General features: G+C 68.8%; 18 protein-coding genes. 16 read left to right on the forward strand and 2 right to left on the reverse strand.

Annotation, left to right across the window (positions count from 1 at the left end; translation table 11 throughout):
• Positions 1–20: 20 nt before the first annotated feature.
• The 15 genes from BCEP18194_RS29945 to infA all read left to right on the forward strand — a co-directional run bounded on the left by BCEP18194_RS29945 (position 21) and on the right by infA (position 16,119).
• Positions 21–830 carry an enoyl-CoA hydratase family protein gene (locus tag BCEP18194_RS29945; RefSeq protein WP_011355040.1) on the forward strand — a complete coding sequence of 270 codons (810 nt, stop codon included), beginning with the start codon at positions 21–23 and terminating at the stop codon, positions 828–830.
• Positions 827–1,996, forward strand: a complete 1,170-nt coding sequence (locus BCEP18194_RS29950) for an acyl-CoA dehydrogenase family protein (protein ID WP_011355041.1) — start codon at positions 827–829, stop codon at positions 1,994–1,996. Before BCEP18194_RS29945 ends, BCEP18194_RS29950 begins: the two co-directional genes overlap by 4 nt.
• 35 nt (positions 1,997–2,031) lie before the next feature.
• Positions 2,032–3,099, forward strand: a complete 1,068-nt coding sequence (locus BCEP18194_RS29955; protein WP_011355042.1) for an acyl-CoA dehydrogenase family protein — start codon at positions 2,032–2,034, stop codon at positions 3,097–3,099.
• Positions 3,099–4,250 (forward strand): acetyl-CoA C-acetyltransferase, encoded by a 1,152-nt coding sequence (locus BCEP18194_RS29960; RefSeq protein WP_011355043.1) that lies wholly within the window; start codon positions 3,099–3,101, stop codon positions 4,248–4,250. The genes BCEP18194_RS29955 and BCEP18194_RS29960 overlap by 1 nt, the downstream gene beginning before the upstream one ends.
• Before the next feature lie 34 nt (positions 4,251–4,284).
• Positions 4,285–5,163: an SDR family oxidoreductase gene (locus tag BCEP18194_RS29965; RefSeq protein ID WP_011355044.1), complete on the forward strand. Its 879-nt coding sequence runs from the start codon at positions 4,285–4,287 to the stop codon at positions 5,161–5,163.
• A gap of 3 nt (positions 5,164–5,166) precedes the next feature.
• On the forward strand, positions 5,167–6,405 hold the full coding sequence (locus BCEP18194_RS29970) for an acyl-CoA dehydrogenase family protein (protein WP_011355045.1): 1,239 nt from the start codon (positions 5,167–5,169) through the stop codon (positions 6,403–6,405).
• Positions 6,402–7,604 carry an acyl-CoA dehydrogenase family protein gene (locus BCEP18194_RS29975; protein WP_011355046.1) on the forward strand — a complete coding sequence of 401 codons (1,203 nt, stop codon included), beginning with the start codon at positions 6,402–6,404 and terminating at the stop codon, positions 7,602–7,604. Before BCEP18194_RS29970 ends, BCEP18194_RS29975 begins: the two co-directional genes overlap by 4 nt.
• Entirely contained in the window at positions 7,601–8,401 is an 801-nt protein-coding gene (locus BCEP18194_RS29980; protein ID WP_011355047.1) for an SDR family oxidoreductase, read from the forward strand. Before BCEP18194_RS29975 ends, BCEP18194_RS29980 begins: the two co-directional genes overlap by 4 nt.
• Positions 8,401–8,886: a MaoC family dehydratase gene (locus BCEP18194_RS29985; protein ID WP_041493566.1), complete on the forward strand. Its 486-nt coding sequence runs from the start codon at positions 8,401–8,403 to the stop codon at positions 8,884–8,886. The genes BCEP18194_RS29980 and BCEP18194_RS29985 overlap by 1 nt, the downstream gene beginning before the upstream one ends.
• A 17-nt stretch (positions 8,887–8,903) precedes the next feature.
• Complete coding sequence (locus BCEP18194_RS29990) at positions 8,904–10,109, forward strand: acetyl-CoA C-acyltransferase (RefSeq protein WP_011355049.1); 1,206 nt, start codon at positions 8,904–8,906, stop codon at positions 10,107–10,109.
• 150 nt (positions 10,110–10,259) lie between these two features.
• Positions 10,260–11,231 (forward strand): WD40/YVTN/BNR-like repeat-containing protein, encoded by a 972-nt coding sequence (locus BCEP18194_RS29995; RefSeq protein WP_011355050.1) that lies wholly within the window; start codon positions 10,260–10,262, stop codon positions 11,229–11,231.
• A gap of 55 nt (positions 11,232–11,286) precedes the next feature.
• The gene (locus tag BCEP18194_RS30000; protein WP_011355051.1) at positions 11,287–13,749 is read left to right on the forward strand and encodes an efflux RND transporter permease subunit; all 2,463 of its coding nucleotides are present in this window, start codon (positions 11,287–11,289) and stop codon (positions 13,747–13,749) included.
• A gap of 68 nt (positions 13,750–13,817) precedes the next feature.
• Entirely contained in the window at positions 13,818–14,897 is a 1,080-nt protein-coding gene (locus BCEP18194_RS30005; protein ID WP_011355052.1) for a Rieske 2Fe-2S domain-containing protein, read from the forward strand.
• 285 nt (positions 14,898–15,182) lie between these two features.
• Positions 15,183–15,386: a cold-shock protein gene (locus BCEP18194_RS30010; RefSeq protein WP_006483056.1), complete on the forward strand. Its 204-nt coding sequence runs from the start codon at positions 15,183–15,185 to the stop codon at positions 15,384–15,386.
• Positions 15,387–15,855: 469 nt separating this feature from the next.
• Positions 15,856–16,119, forward strand: coding sequence for a translation initiation factor IF-1 (gene infA / locus BCEP18194_RS30015; RefSeq protein WP_011355053.1), 264 nt, complete (start codon positions 15,856–15,858; stop codon positions 16,117–16,119).
• A 176-nt stretch (positions 16,120–16,295) separates the two neighbouring features.
• Here the strand turns inward: infA and BCEP18194_RS30020 are convergent, their stop codons facing one another.
• Together BCEP18194_RS30020 and BCEP18194_RS30025 are read right to left on the reverse strand one after the other, a co-directional pair.
• Entirely contained in the window at positions 16,296–17,093 is a 798-nt protein-coding gene (locus tag BCEP18194_RS30020; protein WP_011355054.1) for an alpha/beta fold hydrolase, read from the reverse strand.
• Positions 17,094–17,207: 114 nt separating this feature from the next.
• Positions 17,208–17,987 (reverse strand): SDR family NAD(P)-dependent oxidoreductase, encoded by a 780-nt coding sequence (locus tag BCEP18194_RS30025; protein WP_011355055.1) that lies wholly within the window; start codon positions 17,985–17,987, stop codon positions 17,208–17,210.
• Between the two features lie 167 nt (positions 17,988–18,154).
• Here BCEP18194_RS30025 and BCEP18194_RS30030 point away from each other — a divergent pair, with 167 nt between their 5' ends.
• A complete protein-coding gene (locus BCEP18194_RS30030) occupies positions 18,155–19,054 on the forward strand; it encodes an AraC family transcriptional regulator (protein WP_011355056.1) in 900 nt (299 codons plus the stop codon).
• The last annotated feature ends 45 nt before the right edge of the window (positions 19,055–19,099 follow it).

Below are 19,099 nucleotides of genomic sequence, written 5' to 3' on the forward strand. Positions count from 1 at the left end.
ATCACAGGGAGGAAGAGGAGATGACAGCATCCAACCAACCGGCCGGCTCGATGCCGTTCCGGATCGATCGCGCCGACGGCATTGCCGAACTGGTGATCGCCCATCCGCCCGTGAACGCGCTCGACGCGCAGGGCTGGCACGCACTTTCCCGTGCGCTCGACGCGCTCGGCGAGGACGACGACGTGCGCGTGATCGTCGTGCGCGGCGAAGGGCGCGGCTTCTGCGCGGGCGTCGACATCAAGGAACTGGCCGCGCATCCGGAGCGGATCGTGGCGGTCAACGCGGGCAACTACGAGACGTTCCGCGCGGTGCACCGCAACCCGAAGCCGGTGATCGCGGCCGTGCACGGCTTCGTGCTCGGCGGCGGGATCGGCATCTGCGGCGCGGCGGACATCGTCGTCGCGGCCGACTGCGCGCGCTTCGGCGTGCCCGAGATCGACCGCGGCGCGATGGGCGGCGGCGCGCACCTGCAGCGTCTGTTCGGCGTGCAGAAGGTGCGCGCGATGTACTTCACCGGCGACATGATCGACGCCGCCGAAGCTTACCGGCTCGGCGCGGTCGAGCAGGTCGTGACGCGCGACACGCTGCGCGACGCGGCCCTCGCGATCGCCCGCAAGATCGCGGAGAAGAGCCCGGCGATGGTGCGGCTCGCGAAAGAGGCGCTGAACGGCGTCGAGGACGGCGATCTCGAGGACAAGTACCGCTGGGAGCAGGGCTTCACGCTGCAGGCGTACATGACGAACGACTCGACGGAAGCGCGCGCCGCGTTCGTCGAGAAGCGCGATGCGCGTTTCGACGCGCAGGCAACCGCCGAGGAGGCACGCGCATGAACCTGACCTATACGCCGAAGCAACAGGCGTTCCGTGCGGAGATCCGCGAATGGCTCGCGGCCCACGTGCCGCGCGAGCGGCTGCCGAGCTTCGACACCGAGGAAGGCTTCGCCGCGCACCGCGAATGGGAGCGCACGCTGCACTCGGGCCGCTGGAGCATGGTCACGTGGCCGCGCGAACTCGGCGGGCGCGGCTGCGACCTGATCGAGTGGCTGATCTTCGAGGAAGAGTACTGGCGTGCCGACGCACCGATGCGCGTGAACCAGAACGGCATCTTCCTGCTCGGCCCGACGCTGATGGATTTCGGCACGGCGGAGCAGAAGGCGCGCTTCCTGCCCGCGATGGCGGCCGGCGAGCACGTGTGGGCGCAGGGCTGGTCGGAGCCGAACGCGGGCTCGGACATGGCCGCGATCCGCACGACGGCCGCCCGCATCGGCGACGAGTACGTGCTGAACGGCCAGAAGATCTGGTCGACGCGCGCGGTGTGGGCCGACTGGCTGTTCGGCCTCTTTCGCAGCGATCCCGAGTCGTCGCGTCACCACGGGCTCACGTTCCTGATGGTGCCGCTGTCCGCGCCGGGCATCACGGTGCGGCCGATCCGCCAGCTCAACGGGCAGACGGGTTTTGCGGAAATCTTCTTCGACGACGTGCGCGTGCCGGTCGAGAACCGGCTCGCGGCCGAAGGCGCGGGCTGGCAGGTCGCGATGGCGACGGCCGGGTTCGAGCGCGGGCTGATGCTGCGTTCGCCGGCACGGTTCCAGCGCACCGCACAGGCGCTGCGCGACCTGTATCTCGCCCACCGCGACAGCGCCGATCGCGACCCGACGCTGCGCGAGCGCGTGGTGCAGGCGTGGATGGATGCGCAGGCGTATGCGCTGTCGACCTACGCGACCGCGAGCCGGCTGCTGAAAGGCGGCCATATCGGCGCGGAGTCGAGCACCAACAAGGTGTTCTGGTCGGAGCTCGATTTGCGCATGCACCAGACCGCGCTCGACATCCTCGGCGCGCACGGCGAGGTCGTCCCGCAGACGGCCGCGCAGCACGCGACGCTCGGCCACTGGCTCGACGGCTTCCTGTTCGCGCAGGCCGGCACGATCTACGCGGGCACCAACGAGATCCAGCGCAACATCGTCGCCGAACGGATGCTCGGCATGCCGCGCGCGTAAGCGCGCCGGCGCCACCCTTACAGAACGGACATCGTATGGATTTCGTATTCGATGAAGACCAGGAAGCGCTCGCGGACAGCGTGAAGCGCCTGCTGATGACCGAGATGACGCCCGAGCTGATCCGCGAGCTGTGGGCCACGCCGACCGGGCGGTCGGACGACCTGTGGGCGCTGTTCGCGTCGCAGGGGCTGACCGCCGTGTCGGTGCCCGAGGCGCACGGCGGCCTCGGCCTGACCGAAGCGGAATGGGCGCTGCTCGCGCAGACCTACGGCTATTTCGGCAGCCCCGAGCCGCTGCTCGACACGGCGCTCGTGTCGGCCGGCGTGCTGGCGCGGCTGCCGGCGAGCGACTGGCGCGACGCGCTGCTGCGCGACATCGCCGAGGGGCGCGCGCGTGTCGCGCTCGTGCATCCGGTGAACCCGTATGCGGCCGACGTGCACGTCGCACAGACACTGCTGTGCGAGCACCGCGGCGAGCTGCACCGCGTCGATCCCGCACAGTGCGCATGGCGCGCGGTCGACAGCGTCGACCCGTCGCGGCGGCTGTTCACGCTCGACTGGGAGCCGTCGGTGGCCACCCGCATCGCGAGCGCCGACGAAGCCGCGCCGCTGCTGAACCGCGCGCTCGACCACGGCGCGTTCGCAGTGGCCGCACAACTGCTCGGCCTCACGCAGCGCGTGCTCGACGTCGCGATCGACTACAGCGCGCAGCGCAAGCAGTTCGGCAAGGCGATCGGCTCGTACCAGGCGCTCAAGCACCTGCTCGCCGATGTCGCGATCCGCTACGAGTTCGCGCGGCCGGTGGTCGCGCGTGCCGCGCAGGCGATTGCCGACGATCACCCGCAGCGCGCGGTGTTCGTGTCGCACGCGAAGCTCGCGGCGACGTCGGCCGCACAGCTCGCCGCGCGCCACTCGATGCAGGTGCACGGCGCAATCGGCTACACGTGGGAGCTCGACCTGCAGATCTTCATGAAACGCATCTGGGCGCTCTCCGGCAGCTGGGGCGACAGCGCGTTCCACAAGGCCCGCGTGGCCGACGCGATCCTCGGCGACGCATTGCCGATCGGCCCCGCGCAGACCTTCGACCTCGAGGAATTGAACTGATGAGACAAGCCTATATCGTCGACGCGCTGCGCACGCCGACCGGCCGCCGCAAGGGCGGGCTCGCGCACGTGCATGCGGCGGACCTCGGCGGCTTCGTGCTGAAGACGCTGGTCGAGCGCAACGCGATTCCCGCCGATGAATACGACGACGTGGTGTTCGGCTGCGTCGACACGATCGGCCCGCTCGCGGGCAACATCGCGCGCACCTGTTGGCTCGCGGCCGGGCTGCCGCTTCAGGTGCCGGGTGTGACGGTCGACCGCCAGTGCGGTTCGTCGCAGCAGGCCGTGCATTTCGCCGCGCAGGCGGTGATGAGCGGCGTGCAGGACGTGGTGGTGGCCGGCGGCGTGCAGACGATGACGCAGATCCCGATCTCGTCCGCGATGACCTGTGCGGCGCCGCTCGGCTTCAACGACCCGTTCTCGGGCAGCACCGGCTGGCGCGCGCGCTTCGGCGATGCGCCGGTGTCGCAGTTCGTCGCCGCGCAGCGGATCGCCGATCACTGGAACCTGTCGCGCGACGCGATGGAGCGCTATGCGCTCGAAAGCCACCGTCGCGCGGTCGCCGCGATCGAGGCTGGGCATTTCAAGCGGGAAATCGTGCCGCTCGAAGGCGTGATACACGACGAAACGCCGCGCCCCGACACGTCGCTTGAAAAGATGGCGACGCTCGAACCGCTGACGCCGGGCGGCTCGCTGACGGCCGCCGTCGCGAGCCAGACCTGCGATGCGGCCGCGGCGCTGCTGATCGTGTCGGAGGATGCGTTGAAGCGCTACGGCCTCACGCCGCGCGCACGCATCCATCACCTGAGCGTGCTCGGCGACGATCCGTTGTGGATGCTCACCGCGCCGATCCCGGCGACCAAGGCCGCGCTCCAGAAGGCCGGCCTCGACTGGTCGCAGATCGATGTCGTCGAGATGAACGAGGCATTCGCATCGGTCGCGCAGGCATGGCTCGCCGACACGCGCTTCCCGCACGAAAAAACCAACCCGAACGGCGGCGGCATCGCGCTCGGCCATCCGCTCGGCGCGACCGGCGCACGGCTGATGACGACGCTGCTGCACGAACTGGAGCGCACGGGCGGCCGCTACGGGCTGCAGACGATGTGCGAAGGCGGCGGCCTCGCGAACGTCACGATCATCGAGCGCCTGTGAGCGCGCCATCTTTCACGATCCACGAGGCATGAGCATGGGAATCTGTAACGGACGCACCGTCATCATCACCGGCGCGGGCGGCGGGCTCGGGCGCGAATACGCGCTGGCGTTCGCGGCCGAAGGCGCGGCGGTCGTCGTCAACGACATCCGGCACGACGCCGCGCAAGCGGTCGTCGACGAGATCGCGCAGCGCGGCGGCCGGGCGCTTGCGAATGCGGACGACATCACGCAGGTCGACACCGCACAGCGGATCGTCGACGCGGCACGCGAAGCATTCGGCGACGTGCACGTGCTCGTCAACAACGCGGGCATCTGCCGAGACAAGATGTTCACGAGCATGACCGAAACTGACTGGGACGACGTGATGCGCGTGCACCTGCGCGGTCACTTCTGCCTGTCGAGCGTGCTGGCACGTGTGTGGCGCGACGCGGCGAAGGCCGGCCACGCGGTCGATGCGCGGATCGTCAACACGAGTTCGGGCGCCGGGCTGCAAGGCTCGATCGGCCAGTCGAACTACGGCGCGGCGAAGGCCGGGATCGCCGCGCTCACGCTGATGCAGGCGGCCGAGCTGCAGCGTTACGGCGTGCGCGTGAATGCGCTGGCGCCGGCCGCGCGCACGTCGATGACCGAAGGCGTGTTCGCCGACATGATGAAGAAGCCCGAGGACGGCGGCTTCGACTATTTCGATCCGGCGAACGTCGCGCCGCTGGTCGTGTGGCTCGGCAGCGCACTGTCGGCCGACGTGACGGGCCAGGTGTTCGAGGTCGCGGGCGGGATGATCGCGGTTGCCGAAGGCTGGCGCACGGGCCCGAGCGTCGATCGCGGCGCGCGCTGGGCGGCGGCCGAGGTCGGCCCGGCGGTCGCGCAACTGCTCGCCGGTGCGCGCCCCGCGCAGCGCGTGTACGGGAGCTGAGCGATGGATCTGGCGCTCACCGACGAACAGGCGATGATCCGCGATGCGGCAGCCGACGTGCTCGCCGAACGCAGCGCGTCCGCCGACGTGCGCCGCGCGCTCGAGCAGTCGGCCGGCCGCGACGATGCGCTGTGGGCCGCGCTGTCCGGCGAGCTCGGCTGGAACGCGCTCGCGCTGCCGGAAGCGGCAGGCGGATTGGGGCTCGGTGCGGTCGAGCAGGCGGTGCTGATGGAACAGCTCGGCCGGCGCGTCGCGTGCGTGCCGTATTTCTCGACGGCGTGCCTTGCGGCGACTGCGCTTGCAGGCTGCGCTGATACGCCGCTGGCAAGCGGCTGGCTCGCGAAGATCGTGGAAGGCGCGTGCAGTGCGACGCTGGCGCTGCCGTTCGACCTGCCGGCCGGTGCGCGGCAACTGCCGGTCGTCGCGGAAGAAGCCGCGGGCGGCTACGCGCTCTCCGGCACGATCGACCAGGTGATCGACGGCGCGCGCGCCGACCTGCTGCTGGTGCCCGCGCGGATCGCGAACGAAGGGCAGGCGATCGGGCTGTTCGCGATCGACGTCGCTACGGCGTCCGGGCTCAAGGTCACGCCGCTCGACACGCTCGACGCAACACGGCCGATCGCGCGCGTGGTGCTCGACGAAGCCCGCGTGAGCCGCGACGCGCTGCTCGCGTGCGGCACGGCCGCAACGCAGTTGCTGGAACGCACCGCCTGGTTCGCAGCACTCGCGCTGGCTGCCGAACAACTCGGCGGCGCCCAGCAATGCCTCGACCTGACGCTCGACTACACGAGCCAGCGCGTGCAGTTCGGCCGTGCGATCGCATCGTTCCAGGCCGTCAAGCACCGCTGCGCGCAGATGATGGTGCTGATCGAAGCGGCGCGCTCGGCCGTGCTCGGGGCCGCACACGCGTGGGATGCGGAATCCGGCAGCGTGCTGCCAAGCGATGCATTGCGCGCCGACATCGCCGCCGCGAAATCCGCCGCGAACGACGCGTATGCGTTCTGCGCACAGGAAGCGATCCAGCTGCACGGCGGCGTCGGCTTTACGTGGGAATACGACCCGCATCTCTATTTCAAGCGCGCGCAGGCGTCGGGCGCGCAGTTCGGCAGCACGCCGCAACTGCTTGAATGGATCGCGTCCCATGCGATCGACGGCGGCGCATCGCCTCGCGACGAAGCGTTCGCGTCACCCGCCGCGGTGGCATCTCGTCCGTCGGCCGCACGCGCAGGAGCCCTCCAATGAACAGCGAAACGCGCGAACAGCAATTGCGGCATGAAGTGGCCGACTGGGTGCAGTCGCACCTGACCGGCGACTTCGCTTGCCTGAAATACCGCGGCGGCCCCGGCGACGAGGAAGCGTGGCCCGAGCTGCGCAAGGCGTGGGAGCAGGAACTCGCGAAGGGCGGCTGGACCGGGCTCGGCTGGCCGACGGACGCCGGCGGGCGCGGCTTCTCGGTGGGCGAGCAGGTGATCTTCCACGAGGAATATGCACGCGCGGGCGGCCCCGGGCGGATGGGGCACATCGGCGAAGGGCTGCTCGGGCCGACGCTCGTTGCATGCGGCACCGACGACCAGCGCGTGCGCTTCCTGCCCGGCATCCTGGCCGGCACGCAGTTCTGGTGCCAGGGCTATTCGGAGCCCGGCGCGGGCTCCGACCTGGCGAACGTGCGCACGCGTGCCGAGCAGGATGCGGACGGCACGTGGCGCGTATACGGCCAGAAGGTCTGGACGTCGCTCGCGCACGATTCCGACTGGATTTTCGTGCTGGCGCGCACCGATCCCGCGTCGAAGGGCAACAAGGGGTTGTCGTTCCTGCTGATGCCGCTCGACCAGCCGGGTATCGAGATCCGGCCGATCAAGCAGCTCAACGGCGGCGCGGAATTCAACGAAGTGTTCTTCGACGGCGCGCGAGCGGAAGCCCGCGACCTCGTCGGTGCGCCCGGCGACGGCTGGCGGATCGCGATGACGCTGCTCGGCTTCGAGCGCGGGATGTCGACCCTCGGCCAGCAGATGCAGTTCGTCCGCGAGCTCGAATGGGTGATCGACGCCGCGCGCGAATCGGGCGCGGACCGCGACCCCGTGCTGCGCCAGCGGATCGGCCGCGCGTGGGCCGGGCTGCGCGTGATGCGCTACAACGCGCTGCGGATGCTGTCCGGCGCGGACGACACCGATGCCGGTGCGGGTGCGCCGCTGCGCCGCGAGGCGCTGATCTACAAGTACTTCTGGTCGAACTGGCACCGCGACCTCGGCCAGCTCGCGATGGATGCGCTCGGGCCCCGAGCGAACGTGATCGATCCGGCCGACGAAAAGCTCACCCATCTGCAGCGCGTATTCCTGTTCTCCCGCGCGGACACGATCTACGCCGGCACCAACGAAATCCAGCTCAACATCATGGCCGAGCGCGGGCTCGGCATGCCCAGGGAAGCAAGAGGAACAGCATGACCGAACCCCAGATCCACAAAGCGCCGGCCTACGTGCCGGGCCACCAGCTGCTCGCCGGCAAATCGGTGCTGATCACGGCTGCCGCCGGCGCCGGCATCGGCTTCGCGGCCGCGCGCCGCTGCGCGGAAGAAGGCTGCCGCGCGCTGTTCATCTCCGACATCCACGAAAAGCGCCTCGAACAGGCCGTCGAGACGCTGCGCGCCGAAACGGGGCTGCAACAGATCTACGGCCGCCTGTGCAACGTCGCGGTCGAGGCGGACGTACAGGCGCTGGTTGCCGAAGCGCAGGACAAGCTCGACGGCGTCGACGTGCTGATCAACAACGCCGGGCTCGGCGGCTCGACCCGCATCGTCGATATGGACGATGCCGAATGGTCGCGCGTGATCGACATTAGCCTTACCGGGACGTTCCGGATGACGCGCGCGATGCTGCCGCACATGCAGGCCCGAGGCCGCGGCGCGATCGTCAACAACGCATCGGTGCTCGGCTGGCGCGCGCAGGCGGAACAGGCGCATTACGCGGCGGCAAAGGCGGGCGTGATGGCGCTCACGCGTTGCGCGGCGCTCGAGGCGTCGCCGTACGGCGTGCGCATCAACGCGGTCGCACCGAGCATCGCGATGCACGATTTTCTGAAGAAGTCGGCCCCGGCCGACTTGCTGAATCAACTGGCGTCGCGCGAAGCCTTCGGGCGCGCCGCCGAAGTCTGGGAGGTCGCGAACGTGATGGTGTTCCTTGCAAGCGATTACGCGTCGTACATGACCGGCGAAGTACTGTCGGTCAGCAGCCAGCACGCATGATGAGCGCGACCCTCGACCCCGTGCGCGCGACGCCCCGCGTGTTCGCGCATCCCGGCGAACTCGCGGCGGCCGTCGGGGACACGCTCGGCGCGAGCGCATGGCTTGCGATCGACCAGATCCGCATCGACGGCTTCGCCGATGCGACGGGCGACCACCAGTGGGTGCACGTCGACCCGGTGCGCGCGAAGGACGGCCCGTTCGGCGCGTGCATCGCGCACGGCTACCTGACGCTGTCGCTCGTGAATTACTTCCTGCCGCAGATCGTGCGGATCGACGGCGCGCGGCTCGGCGTCAACTACGGCTGCGACAAGATCCGTTTCCCCGCGCCGGTGAAGGTCGGTGCGCGCGTGCGCGGTGTCGGCGAGCTGTTGCGCGTCGAGCCGCTCGAAGGCGGCGTGCAGGCCTGGATTCGCGTGACCGTCGAGATCGAAGGCGAAGCCAAGCCCGGTTGTGTGGCCGACACGATCAGCCGTTACTACTTCTAGATTCAGAGAGCAGAGACATGGAAGACGCAGTCATCGTTTCCGTCGCACGCACGCCGATCAGCAAGGCGTTTCGCGGCATGTTCAACGACACCGAGGCGCCCGCGCTGGGCGGCCACGTCGTGCGCACCGCGCTCGAACGCGCGGGCGTCGCGCCGGCCGACGTCGACGACGTGCTGATCGGCTGCGCCGCGCAGCAGGGCACGCAGGGCTACAACATCGGCCGCCTGTCGGCCGCGGCGGCCGGGCTGCCGGCGTCGGTGCCCGGCATGGCGATCGACCGCATGTGCTCGTCGGGCCTGATGTCGATCGCGAGCGCCGCGCGCAGCATCGGCGCGGGCGATGCGCGGATCGTCGTCGCGGGCGGCGTCGAGTCGATCTCGCTCACGCAGAACAAGCACAAGAACGCGTATCGCGCGCGTTCGCAGGCCGTGCTCGACCATCAGCCGGCTGCGTACATGGCGATGATGGAAACGGCCGAGATCGTGTCGCGCCGCTACGGAATCTCGCGGGCCGCGCAGGATGAATTCGCACTGCAGAGCCACCAGCGCACGGCCGACGCCCAGGCAGCCGGCCGCTTCGACGCGGAAATCGCGCCGCTCGACGTGCGGCGCGCGCTGTTCGACAAGGAAGGCAACCCGGCCGGTCACGAGGACCTGAACGCTGCACGCGACGAAGGCGTGCGCGCCGACACGACGGCCGAGCGGCTCGCGGGGCTGAAGCCGTCGTGGAGCGGCGGCAAGGTCGTCGAGCAGGGCGAGTTCGTGACCGCCGGCAATGCGTCGCAACTGTCGGACGGCGCGGCGGCCGTGGTCGTGATGTCGCGCAGCGAGGCGGTGCGCCGTGGCCTGACGCCGCTCGGCGCGTTCCGCGGCCTCGCGGTGGCCGGCTGCGAGCCGGACGAGATGGGCATCGGCCCGGTGTTCGCGATTCCGAAGCTGCTGGCGCGCTTCGGGATGACCGTCGGCGACATCGGGCTGTGGGAGCTGAACGAGGCATTCGCGTGCCAGGCGCTGTACTGCCGAGACACCCTCGGCATTCCCGACGACCGGCTGAACGTCGACGGCGGTGCGATCGCGCTCGGCCATCCGTTCGGGATGTCGGGTACGCGAATGACGATGCACGCGCTGCTCGAAGGTGCGCGGCGCGGCGTGCGGCACGCGGTCGTGACGATGTGCATCGGCGGCGGGATGGGTGCCGCCGCGCTGTTCGAAGTCGGCGCATAGCGGCACGCGGACGGGCCGCGCCGCTCGAGCGGCCCGCCATTCAGGACCATTCGAGGCCGCGGCAACGACCGACGGCCCGGAGACTTGCAGGCGACGGCGGTGAGCGCGATGGCGCGAACCGTCGTCGAACGCAGACACAGGAGACAAGCGATGAAACGAACTTTGCCCGGACTCGCGATGTCGGCGCTGGTGCTCGGCGCCGCGCTGTTCGCGTTTTCGCCGCGCCCGCTGCCGGCGTTCCCGGTCACAGCGATCCATGCGGACCGGCTGCAGATCAACGGGCTCGCCCGCGCCGGCGCGCGCATCGTCGCGGTCGGCGAACGCGGCGTGATCCTGCTCAGCGATGACGCGGGCGCCCACTGGCGGCCGGCATCGACCACACCCGACCAGGCATCGACGCTCACGCAGGTGCGCTTCATCACGCCGACGCTCGGCATCGCGGTCGGCCACGACGGCCGGATCGTGCGCAGCGACGACGCCGGCATGCACTGGCGCGAAGTGCACATGGACCACGAACATTCCGATCCGCTGCTGTCCGTATGGGGCACGGCCGACGGTCCGCTGTTCGCGGCCGGCAGCTTCGGCCAGCTGCTGCGCTCGGACGACGCGGGCCTCAACTGGCAGACCGTGAAGACCCCGGCCGGCGACCGTCACCTGAACGCAATCGTCGGCGACGGCCACGGCAACCTGCTGGTCGCCGGCGAGAGCGGCACGCTGCTGCGCTCGACCGACAACGGCGCCACGTGGGACAAGCTGCCGTCGCCGTACGCGGGCTCGCTGTTCGGCGCGCTGATGCTCGCGAACGGCGACTGGGTCGCGTACGGGATGCGCGGCAACGTGGTACGCAGCACCGATCGCGGCGCGACCTGGACGCATGTCGACAGCCACGTGCCGGTGTCGTACTTCGGCGCAACCCAGCTCGCCGACGGCGAACTCGTGCTGGTGGGCCAGGGCGGCGCGATCGTCGCGTCGCGCGACGGCGGGCTGACCTTCGACGTGCGCAAGCTCGGCGGCGTGCAGAGCCTCGCGGCCGTGCTCGACATGGGCCACGGCGCGCTGCTGCTTGGCGGCGAGGCCGGCGTCGCGCCGCTCGCCGGCGCGGCTGCGTCGACACCGTCCTGACGCGCGGCCGTCCCGCTGCCTGCTCCCGTTCGTTTCGCATCGACAAGAGAATTCCATGAACGACCTGTCACGCCCCCCTGAAGCCGTTCCCGCGTCGCGCCTCGCCGCGTTCGTCGAGCGCTGCGCCAACACGATCATCCGCCAGCGCAAGCTGCTGATGCTGCTGTGCGTCGCGGTGACGCTCGCGCTCGGGCTGTCCGCGACGCGCCTGAAGCTCGATCCGGGCTTCAACAAGATGATCCCGATGCAGCACCCGTACATGCAGGTGTTCGAGCGCTATGCGGGCGCGTTCCCCGGCGCGAACACGATCCTCGTGAGCCTGCGCTGGAAGGGCGACGGCGACATCTACAACCAGTCGTTCATGGACGCGCTGCGCCATGCGACCGACGACGTCTTCTTCATCCCCGGCGTGAACCGCTCGCGCGTGTTCTCGCTGTTCACGCCGAATGTCCACTACACCGAGGTGACCGAGGCCGGCTTTCGCGGCGACGTGGTGGTGCCGGGCCAGTTCTCGAGCGCGAACCCGGACGATCTCGGCAAGGTGCGCCGCAACGTCGCGCGGTCCGGGCAGATCGGCCGCCTGGTCGGCAACGACCTGAAGTCGGCGCTGATCCGCGCGGAGCTGCGCGAGACCGATCCGGCCACCGGCAAGCGGCTCGACTACAGCGCGGTCGCGCGCCAGTTGGAAGAGATCCGCGCGAAGTACGCGAAGCAGGGCATCGACGTGAACATCATCGGCTTCGCGAAGCTGGTGGGCGACGTCGAGAACGGGATTGCGGGCGTGATGGCGTTCTTCGCGCTCGCGTTCCTCGTGACGGCCGCGCTGCTGTTCGCCTACACGCGTTCGTTGAAGACCACCGTGCTCGCGCTCGTCGTCGCGCTGCTGCCGGTCGTCTGGCTGCTGGGCGCGCTGCCGCTGCTCGGGCTGGGCATCGACCCGATGTCGATCCTCGTGCCGTTCCTGATCTTCTCGATCGGCGTGTCGCACGCGGTGCAGATGACGAACGCGTGGAAGCAGGCGCTGGTGCGCGGCGCGTCGTCGGTCGACGCCGCGCGCGACGCGTTCCGCAAGCTGTTCGTGCCGGGCACCGTCGCGCTGCTGACCAACGCGCTCGGCTTCATGGTGATCATGCGGATCAAGATCGACATCGTGCGCGAGCTCGGCATCACCGCGTGCCTCGGCGTGCTGCTGATGATCGTGACGAACAAGGTGTTCCTGCCGATCCTGCTGTCGTACACGCGCCTCGAACGCGGCACGCTGGCCCGTGCGCAGCGCACGGCGGCGGCCGGCGGCAGCCCGATGTGGTCGCGCTTCGCGGTGTTCGCACGGCCGGCGCCAGCGCTCGGCGTGTTCGCGGTGGCGCTCGCGCTGCTCGCCTACGGCACGCTCGAATCGCGCAAGCTGGAGATCGGCGATATCGGCACCGGCGCGCCGGAGCTGCGCGCGAACTCGCGCTACAACATCGACAACGCGGCGATCACGCACCAGTACAACATCGGCGTGGACGTGCTGTCGGTCATCGTCGAGACGACCGGCTTCGACGACGCGTGCCTGCATTACCCGGTGATGAGCGCGATCGAGAAGTTCGAGATGAACATGCGCGGCGTGGCCGGCGTGCAGTCGGTGACGAGCGTGTCGTCGCAGGGCAAGGTGTTCATCGCCGCATTCAACGAGGGCAATCCGCGCTGGGCCGCGCTGCCGCGCTCCAGCGACGGGCTCACGCAGGGTTCCAACGCGTTCGACCCCGACAACGGGATGAACACCGCGAACTGCAAGGCGATCCAGGTGCTGATCTACACGAAGAACCACGAAGGCACGACCATCGCGCACATCGTCGACGAGATCAAGCGCTTCGCGGCCGAGAACCCGACGCCGAACGTCGCGTTCCGGCTCGCGGGCGGCAACGTCGGCGTGATGGCCGCGACCAACGAGGCCGTCGGCGACGCGGAGATCGCGATGCTGCTGTCGATCTTCGGTGCGATCGCGCTGCTCTGCGCGGTGACGTTCCGCTCGTGGCGCGCGGTGCTATGCATCATCGTCCCGCTCACGCTCGTGTCGATCCTGTGCAATGCGGTGATGGCACTGCTCGGCATCGGGCTGAAGGTCGCGACGCTGCCGGTGATCACGCTCGGCGTGGGCGTGGGCGTCGACTACGGGATCTACCTGTACGAGCGCCTGCAGCACGACATCCGTCACGGTGCGACGCTGCCGGACGCCTTCGCCGATGCGATGCGCCAGCGCGGCACGGCGGCGCTGTTCACGGCCGTCACGATGTTCATCGGCGTCGGCACGTGGGCGTTCTCCGCGCTGAAGTTCCAGGTCGACATGGGCGTGCTGCTCGCGTTCATGTTCCTCGTGAACCTGTTCGGCGCGGTGTTCCTGCTGCCCGCGCTCGCCGCGTGGCTCGGCGTCGAGCGTGCCGAGCGCCGAGTGGTGCAGAAGCAGCAGCCGTCGCCGGCGGCCCCGGCGTCGCTGAAGCCGTCGCCCGCGCTCGAACCCGGCAACCCGATGCGCTGACCGGCGCCCCCCATTTCCCCCACGCGCGGCCGGCCGCCGCGCGCTCTCCACAAGAGGAGTCAACCCACATGTCCGCACGCCCCTACAAGATCGAAGCCCAGCCGCTCGCCCAGCGCTATGCGCGCGGCTGGCACTGCCTCGGGCTCGCCCGCGACTTCAAGGACGGCAAGCCGCACACGCTGAACGCCTTCGGCCGCAAGCTTGCCGCATTCGCCGATTCGACCGGCAAGGTCAACGTCGTCGACGCGTATTGCCCGCACATGGGCGCCGACCTGAGCCTCGGCACGGTGCAGGGCGACAACCTCGTGTGCCCGTTCCACGGCTGGGCGTGGAGCGGCGAAGGGCAGTGCGCATCGATCCCGTACTGCAAGCGGATCCCGCCGAAGGCGCGCATCGGCGCCTGGCCGACCTGCGAGGAAAACAACCTGCTGTTCGTGTGGAACGACCCGGAAGGCAACGCGCCGCCGGAGGACGTCGCGATTCCGCGCCTCGACGTGTGCTTCTCCGACGAATGGTCGGACTGGGTCGTCGACAAGATGGTGATCCAGGCGAACTGCCGCGAACTGGTCGACAACATCTCGGATGTCGCGCACTTCGCGACCGTGCACCGCGCGCCGATCGACTATTTCGCGAACCTGTTCGAGGACCACAAGGCGACGCAGCTGATGGTCGGCCGCAGCGAGAAACTCGGCGGTGACGCCCTGACCGCGCTGTCGACGTATTTCGGGCCGGCCGTGCACATCACGCAGATGACGGGGCAAAGCGGCGGGCAGCCGATCCATTCGGTGCTGCTGAACTGCCACGTGCCGATCGACATGAACAGCTTCGAGCTGCGTTACGGCGTGATCGTGAAGAAGGTGGCCGGGCTGACCGACGCGCAGAACATGGAGATCGCGAACGCGTACGTGAAGGAAGCGCAGCGCGCGTTCTACGAGGACGTCGACATCTGGCACAGCAAGACGCGGATCGACAACCCGCTGCTGTGCGAAGGCGACGGGCCGCTGTACCAGATGCGCGACTGGTATTCGCAGTTCTACCTGGACGTGGCGGACGTGCGGCCGACGAGCGTCGCGCGTAAGGCATTCGAAATGCGGATTCGCGAAGGCGAGGCGCCGCCGGCCCTGCATCACGTGTTCGAGCCGCAGTAAAAACCGGCGGGCCGGCCGAAAAAGGGGATGCATCGAAAACCGTCCCGTCGGCCGGCAACACCCGCTGCATAAGGCGCTCGCGGCGGGCATGCTTGTGCGTCGCATCAAAAAGACTTGACGAAACGGCCGCTCCCGCGTAGTGTCCATGACCGAAGTGTTCAAGAAGTTCGATTGCTCATCATTGGCCGCACTCCGTGCGGCGGTCGTTGGTCTCTCCCTCTTTTGATTCTTTCTGTGCCCGTCACGGGTGCATGTTCAATCGTCATTTGTATTAAGGAAGTAATTGTGGATACCGGTACCGTCAAGTGGTTCAACGAAACCAAGGGCTTTGGTTTCATCTCCCCTGACAACGGCGGCGACGATCTGTTCGCCCATTTCTCGGAAATTCGCGGCACGGGCTTCAAGACCCTGGCCGAAGGCCAGAAGGTCAGCTTCGAAGTGAAGCGCGGCCCGAAGGGTCTGCAAGCGTCGAACATCACGCCGCAGTAAGCCGCATCGGCAGCGGCCGCCACACGGTGGCCGTTGCCGGATGGATTTGCGCGCAGGGCGCTGCTTTGGCGGCAGCCGGCGCGATTCCGATGCGCACGACCGATGCATCGCGACATTCACGATGCATCGGTCGTGACGCCTCCCTCATCGCATGCGTGACCCGCGTGCGACGCAACGCCTTCGTGAAGCGCCCGCTGCTTCGCGAGCGCATCACCGCTTCAACGCATCAACCTGAGCAGACCGCCGCCATGCCGTAGCAGGCGCGGTCCCGACTTGCGCGGCACTCAAAGCGCCGCCGCCACCGACCGCCTGAACGCCGCAACGCGCCGGGCTCCGATCGCAAGACAGGCCCATGGCCCGTCTGAACGAACCGATCCCCGGCAGCCTGCCGGCCGCCGTCCCGTCGTGGGGCACGGCGCCGGGCAGATCGCCGCGGCTGCGGTCAATTACCTTGTCTGGAGGAATTGGTTTGGCAAAAGAAGAACTGCTGGAACTGGACGGAATCGTCGACGAAGTGCTGCCGGACAGCAAATACCGTGTCACGCTGGAAAACGGCGTTGTGGTCGGCGCGTACGCGTCGGGCCGCATGCGCAAGAACCACATCCGCATTCTCGCGGGCGATCGCGTGACGCTGGAACTGTCGGTCTATGACCTGACCAAGGGCCGCATCAACTTCCGTCACAAGGACGCGAATTCCCCGCGTCCGCCGCGCACCGGCCAGCCGCGCCGTTAAGCGCCAACGATCGGCGCGGGCACGCAGCACCGCCTCGCTGATCGAATCCCGTCCGGCCGACGAGGCCGGACGAACCGGGTGGACGACACATCGCGTGCCGTTCACCGGTCGCCGGCGGCATCGTCATGCCGCGGCGGCCAACACCGCCTTTACCGGCCGCCGCGCGTGCATGACGCTCAGACGGCCGCGTCCCGCAGGAAATCCTCGACGGTCATCGCGAAATACGGCGAACATTCCTGCATCGGGTAATGGCCGCAATTCGGTATTGTCACGAGCCGCGCGTTCGGATGCCACGCGAGGAACGTCGCCTGCATTGCTGCTGCGTCGAGCCCCGGATCCTTGTCGCCGACGATCACCAGGAAGCGGGTGTCGAGCCCGCGGATGTCGTCGACGAAATCCGTCTGAGTCAGCATGTCGAGATACGCGAGCCGGCAGTCCGGTGCCACGCGCTCGCGGTTCTGCCGCAGCTTCACATCAGCCCAGCGCGCCGACAATCCCCCTGTCACGAATCGCACGAGCCGGCGAAACGCGTCGTCATCGACGGCCGTGCTCGCGAAGAATGCGCGCGCGTCGTCGTTCAGGCGATTGCCGGCCGCCGATACCGGGCACACGGCGATCGCAGTCTTGATGCGCGATGGCGCATCGGCGGCGAGCCGTTGCGTCGCCATCCCGGTCATCGAATGGCCGATTACGTGAAAGCGCTGCCAGCCGAGACGATCCGCGAGCGCCAGGCAATCGGCCGAGATCTCGTCGACGGTGCAGGCGCCGGTCAGATGGATGGATTCGCCGTAGCCGCGCAGGTCGGCGAACACGTACGTGAACGCCGCTTCGTCGAGATACGGCAGCAGCGCCGTGTAGTTCGTATGGTCGCCGAGCCAGTCGTGCAGGACCATTACGCATTCGGGGCCGGTGCCGTGCTGCAGGTAGCCGAGGCCGCTGTCCGGGCCGGAGGCGAGGGTGTCGATACGGTTCATTTCAAGGGGTTTCCTTTTGGTTGGCGGAACCAAAACGAAACGCCCTCCCGGCGGACCGGGAGGGCGTCTTGAAAGTGCATCGATCGTATCGGGCCGATCGGCGAAAGTCAACGCTCAGAGCGCCATCCCGCCCGACACCTCGATGCGCTGCCCGTTGACCCAGCGGTTGTCGTCCGACAGCAGCGACGCGATCATCGGCCCGATGTCGTCGGGCTCGCCCACACGGCCGAGCGCCGTCCACTCCGCGACCCGCCGGTTCACCTCGGGGTTGTCGCGCACCATCCCGCCGCTGAAGTCGGTGGCCACCGCGCCCGGCGCGACGACGTTCACCGCAATGCGGCGTGGGCCGAGCTCCTTGGCCAGATAGCGCGTCAGCACCTCGACCGCCCCCTTCATCGACCCGTACGCCGCGCTGCCCGGCACGGCGACGCGCGTGAGGCCCGACGACACGTTCACGATGCGGCCACCGTCACGAATCAGCGGCAGCAGCGTCTGCGTGAGGAAGAACACGCCCTTGAAGTGCACGCGATAGAGCGCGTCGAGATCGGCTTCGGTCGTCTCGGCGATCGGCGCGTGATGCGATGTGCCCGCATTGTTGACGAGGAAGTCGAAACGGTCGGCACCCCAGCCTGAAAGCGTCTCGCGGAGTTGTTCGGCAAAGCGGGCGAAGGTGGCGCTATCGCCGGTATCGAGCGGCAGCGCGATCGCGGGTTGCCCGGCATCGGTGGCCAGCGCGACGACGTGATCGGCCTCGGCACGATTCGAGTGATAGGTGAAGATCGAGCGCACGCCGCGCTGCGCGAGATGGAGCACCGTATTGCGGCCAAGCCCGCGGCTGCCGCCGGTGACGACGGCGATTTTCGGGGTGGAAGGGGTGGATTGTGCTGCTGTCATGCTGGGCTCCTGATCGAAGTCGGTGACGAACAGTGCCCAGCGTACGGCGGCGGCCGCCCCGGCTGAATGCCGGAACCGGCCGCGTTCTTGCCTGATCCTGCCCGACCGCCCCGGGAAGCGTGGGGCCGCGTGTACCATCCGGACATCGAGATACGGAGGGTGGGGGCATGTCGGACGAACTGGTCGAACGTGTCGCGCGCCTGACGGGTGCGCCGGGTGAAGAGAGCCCGGTCGCGACGGCGATCGACGGGCTGATCCTGCTGCGCTCCAACCGCGAGAAGCTGCCTGCGCCGCTGATCATGAAACCGGCGCTGTGCGTCGTCGTGCAGGGCGGTAAGTGGACGACGTTCGGCGGGCGGCGCTACGACTACGGGCCCGGCCGTGCGCTCGTCGTCAGCGTCGAGATGCCGGCGACGAGCCGGATCGTCAAGGCGAGCGAGAGCGAACCGTTCCTCGGCCTCGTGCTCGAATTCGATCTCGCAATGATGCGTGAAGTGCTCGAACGACTCGACACGCCGCCACCGCAGCCGCACGGCGCGATCGGTCATGGCGTGTGCGTGACCGATTTCGGCGGGCCGCTCGCCGATTGCGTGCTGCGGATGATGCGGCTGCTCGATACGCCGGCCGCGATCCCGGTCGTCGCGCCGCTCGTGAAGCGGGAGATCTGCTACTGGCTGCTCGCCGGGCCGCACGGCGGCGAAGTTTCGCGCGTCGTGTTCGCCAACGGCCATGCGCAGCGCGTCGTCGCGGCGATCCATGCGCTGCGCGGCCAGTTCGCCGAGGCGATCCGCGTCGAGGATCTCGCCGCCGTCGCGCAGATGAGCCCGTCGGCGTTTCACCGGCAATTCAAGGCGCTGACGTCGATGACACCGCTGCAGTACCAGAAGCAGTTGCGCCTGCTGGAAGCGCGGCACCTGATGGTGACGGGCGCGGCAAATGCGGAAACGGCCGCGTATCGCGTCGGCTACGAAAGCGCGTCGCAGTTCAGCCGCGAATATGCGCGGATGTTCGGTGCGCCGCCGCGGCGCGATGTCGTCACGCTGAAAATCGCGTCGGCCGGCAGCTGAACGCACGCGCTGCAACGCGGTTCGCGTGCGACTTTACGTGCCGGC

This window comes from Burkholderia lata (genome assembly GCF_000012945.1).
Taxonomy (GTDB): Bacteria; Pseudomonadota; Gammaproteobacteria; order Burkholderiales; family Burkholderiaceae; genus Burkholderia; species Burkholderia lata.

What these genes read in the sequence shown, in the direction of transcription:
- BCEP18194_RS29945 (WP_011355040.1), top strand. Translation starts at nt 21, where the DNA reads ATGACAGCATCCAACCAACCGGCCGGCTCGATGCCGTTCCGGATCGAT.
- BCEP18194_RS29950 (WP_011355041.1), top strand. Translation starts at nt 827, where the DNA reads ATGAACCTGACCTATACGCCGAAGCAACAGGCGTTCCGTGCGGAGATC.
- BCEP18194_RS29955 (WP_011355042.1), top strand. Translation starts at nt 2,032, where the DNA reads ATGGATTTCGTATTCGATGAAGACCAGGAAGCGCTCGCGGACAGCGTG.
- BCEP18194_RS29960 (WP_011355043.1), top strand. Translation starts at nt 3,099, where the DNA reads ATGAGACAAGCCTATATCGTCGACGCGCTGCGCACGCCGACCGGCCGC.
- BCEP18194_RS29965 (WP_011355044.1), top strand. Translation starts at nt 4,285, where the DNA reads ATGGGAATCTGTAACGGACGCACCGTCATCATCACCGGCGCGGGCGGC.
- BCEP18194_RS29970 (WP_011355045.1), top strand. Translation starts at nt 5,167, where the DNA reads ATGGATCTGGCGCTCACCGACGAACAGGCGATGATCCGCGATGCGGCA.
- BCEP18194_RS29975 (WP_011355046.1), top strand. Translation starts at nt 6,402, where the DNA reads ATGAACAGCGAAACGCGCGAACAGCAATTGCGGCATGAAGTGGCCGAC.
- BCEP18194_RS29980 (WP_011355047.1), top strand. Translation starts at nt 7,601, where the DNA reads ATGACCGAACCCCAGATCCACAAAGCGCCGGCCTACGTGCCGGGCCAC.
- BCEP18194_RS29985 (WP_041493566.1), top strand. Translation starts at nt 8,401, where the DNA reads ATGAGCGCGACCCTCGACCCCGTGCGCGCGACGCCCCGCGTGTTCGCG.
- BCEP18194_RS29990 (WP_011355049.1), top strand. Translation starts at nt 8,904, where the DNA reads ATGGAAGACGCAGTCATCGTTTCCGTCGCACGCACGCCGATCAGCAAG.
- BCEP18194_RS29995 (WP_011355050.1), top strand. Translation starts at nt 10,260, where the DNA reads ATGAAACGAACTTTGCCCGGACTCGCGATGTCGGCGCTGGTGCTCGGC.
- BCEP18194_RS30000 (WP_011355051.1), top strand. Translation starts at nt 11,287, where the DNA reads ATGAACGACCTGTCACGCCCCCCTGAAGCCGTTCCCGCGTCGCGCCTC.
- BCEP18194_RS30005 (WP_011355052.1), top strand. Translation starts at nt 13,818, where the DNA reads ATGTCCGCACGCCCCTACAAGATCGAAGCCCAGCCGCTCGCCCAGCGC.
- BCEP18194_RS30020 (WP_011355054.1), bottom strand. Translation starts at nt 17,093, where the DNA reads ATGAACCGTATCGACACCCTCGCCTCCGGCCCGGACAGCGGCCTCGGC.
- BCEP18194_RS30025 (WP_011355055.1), bottom strand. Translation starts at nt 17,987, where the DNA reads ATGACAGCAGCACAATCCACCCCTTCCACCCCGAAAATCGCCGTCGTC.
- BCEP18194_RS30030 (WP_011355056.1), top strand. Translation starts at nt 18,155, where the DNA reads ATGTCGGACGAACTGGTCGAACGTGTCGCGCGCCTGACGGGTGCGCCG.